Origin of the sequence: uncultured Oceanicoccus sp. (genome assembly GCF_963968385.1) — a bacterium.
Classification (GTDB): Bacteria; Pseudomonadota; Gammaproteobacteria; order Pseudomonadales; family Dasaniaceae; genus Oceanicoccus.
Map to the genome: position 1 here is coordinate 1 of NZ_CAXAHB010000103.1, position 4,550 is coordinate 4,550.

General features: G+C 46.7%; 4 protein-coding genes and 1 pseudogene. 2 read left to right on the plus strand and 3 right to left on the minus strand.

Annotated features, from left to right (window positions below; translation table 11 throughout):
• The 3 genes and pseudogenes from AACP44_RS08535 to AACP44_RS08545 all read right to left on the minus strand — a co-directional run.
• Positions 1–269 (minus strand): annotated as a pseudogene (locus AACP44_RS08535) (lipopolysaccharide heptosyltransferase I); the annotation flags it as partial.
• 92 nt (positions 270–361) lie between these two features.
• Positions 362–1,648, minus strand: coding sequence for a hypothetical protein (locus AACP44_RS08540; RefSeq protein ID WP_339340107.1), 1,287 nt, complete (start codon positions 1,646–1,648; stop codon positions 362–364).
• A gap of 5 nt (positions 1,649–1,653) precedes the next feature.
• Positions 1,654–2,232: a tRNA-(ms[2]io[6]A)-hydroxylase gene (locus AACP44_RS08545; RefSeq protein ID WP_339340108.1), complete on the minus strand. Its 579-nt coding sequence runs from the start codon at positions 2,230–2,232 to the stop codon at positions 1,654–1,656.
• A gap of 122 nt (positions 2,233–2,354) precedes the next feature.
• Here AACP44_RS08545 and fabV point away from each other — a divergent pair, with 122 nt between their 5' ends.
• Positions 2,355–3,545, plus strand: a complete 1,191-nt coding sequence (fabV, locus tag AACP44_RS08550) for an enoyl-ACP reductase FabV (RefSeq protein ID WP_339340109.1) — start codon at positions 2,355–2,357, stop codon at positions 3,543–3,545.
• Positions 3,546–3,653: 108 nt separating this feature from the next.
• Positions 3,654–4,499, plus strand: coding sequence for an MBL fold metallo-hydrolase (locus tag AACP44_RS08555; protein ID WP_339340110.1), 846 nt, complete (start codon positions 3,654–3,656; stop codon positions 4,497–4,499).
• Positions 4,500–4,550 lie beyond the last annotated feature (51 nt).

A 4,550-nucleotide genomic window follows, 5' to 3' on the forward strand; every position in this document is an offset into this window, starting at 1 on the left:
TCATAATCAGCATCATTAAGCTGTTGGTAGAAGCTGCTTAATTGCCCGCCAAATAATGACTGGCGGAGATTTTTCTTCCAGCGGCGATGGGCGCTGCAAATAATTTGATTGACGGCGGGGTGCCAGCCGGGGACCTCGGCAAAGGCTTCATCCACTACCCAGTCAAATTGAATACCGGGGATAGCGTTGGCGGCATCAGTTAGCGCGGGTAGGGCATGCATCAAGTCGCCCATAGACGTTGGTTTGATTAATAAAACCCGTTTGCTCATGGCCAATTTACACCGTTAAAAAAAAGTGGACATCGAGTCCACTATAGAGTCAGTCAGTATAACTTGAACCCGCTCCAGACTAAATAGCTGGTTCACTCGCTAGCAATCTGCCGGCTCAAACTCGCCATAGCATCATTGCCAGAAAATAGATAAGCCCCATTTAGCCACCGCTGATAACTAACGGTTCCTAACTGTTGATCACGCAATAAATGAATAAACTTCAGCGTTTTAAATCCGTCAAACCAATGCTGTAATTGCTGCAGACGGATGGCGGGTGTTTTGCCTTGCTGATAACAATGTTGCAGAGCCTGATGTAGTTGCAGCTTGTTGACGATATTGAGCAATAAGGAAATATCGATGCTGATGGGTTGGGCAATGCGCTCGCAAACGGTGGCAATATCGCAGCGCTGTATTGAAAGTTGCTGTAATAGTTGCAAGAAAAATTTTAAATAAGCAAAGCTATCAGGATGATAAAGCGGCATGGATAAGAGGTCATCTTGATCGGCCAGTTTTATAACCGCAGGGCCGGTACCAAAAGGGACGCGGGTGGACTCTCTGGCTTGCAGTTCAATCAATGGTTGTTGCAGCGAAACAATTGCACCGGTTTTAGCGAGTTTACTGAGTAAATAAAAATCTTCCGCCGCTGAGCGTTTGGGAAAACCTCGCACCATAGTGTAATGATAATAATTGACAGCAATAGTGCTTCCCAGCGTTTGGTAAGCATAAGGTGATCCGGCCCATTGCAATCCGGCGACATAATAATGCAGCGCAAACTCATACAATAGAGTGGGTAGCTTGGGCGTATTGTCGATAAAAATATGTTGGTAGGGAAATACCAGGGCGGCAGTTTTTGTAGCAACTGGCGCAGTATATTCTGCCAGAGTTTTTATATAGTTGTGAGGTAGTATGGCATCGGCATCGGTGTTCGCTATCCAGGGTGACTGCACCTTGTCTTGTGCAATCAGCTGACAAAGTATATCGGCACCTATTTTTCGGGCATGCCCAACACCCTGATGATCGGCAATGGGTATGCCATCAAGGCAACGGTCAACCAGTAAAAGAGCCGAGTGATTATCTAGTTCGATTAGTGTTAGATTTTTATTTGCGGATTGCCACAACGCCTGCCCCTGCTTGATCGCAGCTGTTTTTAATAAGGTCTTCGCCCATTGGATATCGTGATCCGATTCGGGACGGTTAATAACGGCGATCAGTAAACACGCTTTATGGAATGCAGCAAAATCACAAAACCGCTGCAGGGCTGCTGGCTGTTCTTGATAAAAGGGAATGACTATGCCCTGAGAAAATTCTGCGGGAAAACCTTCCAGCTGTTCAACTTCCGGTTCGGCATAAGTGGTTAAATATTGCTTAAGAGCCTTCATGCGGGCTAATGCAGTGCAGCGCGCAATGGCAGCGCAGCGATAATGTCGGCTTCAATATCAATCAATTGTTGCAACCGTTCCATCACCTCCGCTCGATCAAAATACAATAAAGCTAAATCGACCATTAAACCCTCATGGCGTTGTTCCGAGCGGGTAATCGAGGTATAAAATTTTTTTAATGGACCGGGCTCCAGCGCCTCGGCAATTAGCCCAAAGCGTTCCGCACCACGTGCTTCTATAATGCCGCCTATTAATAACCTATCCAGAAAATATTCTTCGGCGCCATTGCGCAGCGCTTTACGGAATTGATTAACATAAGGGTCCTTATCATCCTTGGCGGTCAGCTGGCCTCGGTTATGGATAAGCTTTACCACCTCGCGATAGTGAGTCATTTCCTCAACCGCGAGATCAGCCATAGCTTCAACCAGCTCAACCCGGTCGGGGTAGTGAGAGAGCATCGATACAGCCATACCGGAGGCTTTTTTTTCAGCGGCGGCATGATCGAGTAAAAAACGGTCAAAATCGGCCAATACCGTTTCGGTCCATTCGCTGGGGGTGGCATAGGCCAGTGTGACTTTAGTCATGGTAGTTAGGGACGTGCCGGATAATTAGTCAAGAAGGCATTATAAAGGGGTGGTTTACTCACGCAAGGCGTCTATAATATCCGGCGTTTGTCACCCGTTTTATCACCGAATAAGGACGCTTTATGATTATCAAACCTCGTGTGCGCGGTTTTATGTGTGTCACCACTCATCCCACCGGATGTGAGGCCAATGTTAAAAGCCAGATCGACTATGTTAAAGCCAATGGCGTGATAGATAATGGGCCAAAAAAAGTACTTGTTATCGGTGCCTCCACCGGTTATGGCTTGGCTTCACGTATTACCGCGGCCTTTGGCAGTGGTGCCGCAACGCTAGGTTTATTTTTTGAAAAAGAAGGCACTGAGAGAAAACCGGGTACTGCGGGTTGGTACAACTCTGCCGGCTTTCATAAATATGCCGAAGCTGAAGGTCTTTATGCCAAGAGTATTAATGGCGATGCCTTTTCCGATGAAATCAAACAAAAAACCATTGAGACCATTAAAGCGGATTTAGGTCAGGTTGATTTAGTGGTTTACAGTCTGGCTTCCCCAGTACGTCAACACCCTAAAACCGGCGAATTACATCGCTCGACTTTAAAGCCGATTGGTAAAGATGTGGTACAGCGCGCAGCCGATACCGATAAAGGTATTTTAAAAGACGTTGCGGTAACGGCAGCCAGTCAGGAAGAAATTGATAATACCGTTGCGGTAATGGGTGGTGAAGATTGGCAGATGTGGATTGATGCGCTGGATCAAGCCGGTGTATTGGCCGATGGCGCAAAAACAACGGCCTATACCTATATCGGCGAAAAAGTGACTTGGGATATTTATTGGCATGGCACCATCGGTCAGGCCAAACAAGATCTCGATAAGCGGGTAATTAGTCTGCGTGACAAGCTGGCAGCTCGCGGTGGTGATGCCCGAGTATCGGTACTTAAGGCGGTGGTGACGCAGGCAAGCTCGGCCATACCGGTTATGCCTTTATATCTGGGCCTGTTATTTAAAGTGATGAAAGAAGACGGCAGTCATCAAGGCTGTATTGAGCAAATTGATCTGCTATTTCGCGAAAGCCTCTATGGCAGTAGTCCGCAACTGGATGATGAAGGACGTCTGCGTGCTGATTATCTGGAGCTGCGTCCCGAGATACAAGAAAAGGTGGAACAACTTTGGGATAATATTAATGATGACAATCTGTTTGAACTAAGTGATATGGCGGGCTACAAACATGAGTTCTTAAAACTGTTCGGTTTTGAAATTGATGGTGTGGATTATGACGCCGATGTCAATCCGGTAGTTGCTATCAATAATCTGGTTTAAAAAGCAATACTGATGCATTAAACAAAACGGGATATTGATTATCCCGTTTTTAATATCGGCTGATAATAATTACCGGCTCTGCCTAAACTAAAAAACACCGAGTAAGCTATGCACGAGGCCATTAAGCCAGGTCAAATAATACGGGTTAGTGATAGGGTAAGACGTATCACCGCGCCCAACTCAGGCCCCATGACTGGTGCGGGTACTAACACTTATCTTGTGGGGCAAGAGTCAATCGCCGTTATTGATCCCGGCCCGGCCGATCCCTCTCATATCGACGCAATACTGGCAGCCTGCGGTGATAAGCTGCGCTGGATTCTGGCAACCCATACCCACGCAGATCACTCACCGGCAGCGGCTACCTTGGCCGAGACCACCGGTGCTGTGGTGATGGGCAATAAGCTTAGCCACAATGATGGTTTTCAGGATGATAGCTTTGCGCCGGAAAAATCATTAGCTCATGATGAATGCTGGGCTACGGAGGAATTTACCCTGCGTGCGCTGCATACACCGGGCCACGTCAACAACCATCTGTGTTTTTTGGTTGAGCAAGATGGTCTGTTATTAACCGGCGACCATATTATGCAGGGCTCAACTGTGGTGATTATTCCACCCCATGGAAATATGAAAGATTATCTTCAGTCACTAAAATTATTGCTCGACTATCCATTGCAGGCACTGGGTCCGGGCCATGGCCAGATAATTGATAACCCAGTGAAAGAGATCGAGGGCTTGATAGAGCACCGTCTCAAACGGGAGACTAAAGTGCTGAGCAAACTTAATAATACCGGTCCCGTCGATCTCGATCGCTTAACGGTTCAAGTCTACGATGATGTTGATGCCAGCCTGCACCCTGTAGCCCGTTATTCGTTATGGGCGCATTTACTCAAACTGGAGCAAGAAGGGCGTGCAAGGCTTGATAAAGATCAATGGTCTTTAATAACCAATGATTAATAACCAATGATGAATAATCAATGATTAAAAATTGATACCATTAGTTTTACC

Coding starts and splice junctions, on each gene's coding strand:
- AACP44_RS08540 (WP_339340107.1), bottom strand. CDS start 1,648: ATGAAGGCTCTTAAGCAATATTTAACCACTTATGCCGAACCGGAAGTT.
- AACP44_RS08545 (WP_339340108.1), bottom strand. CDS start 2,232: ATGACTAAAGTCACACTGGCCTATGCCACCCCCAGCGAATGGACCGAA.
- fabV (WP_339340109.1), top strand. CDS start 2,355: ATGATTATCAAACCTCGTGTGCGCGGTTTTATGTGTGTCACCACTCAT.
- AACP44_RS08555 (WP_339340110.1), top strand. CDS start 3,654: ATGCACGAGGCCATTAAGCCAGGTCAAATAATACGGGTTAGTGATAGG.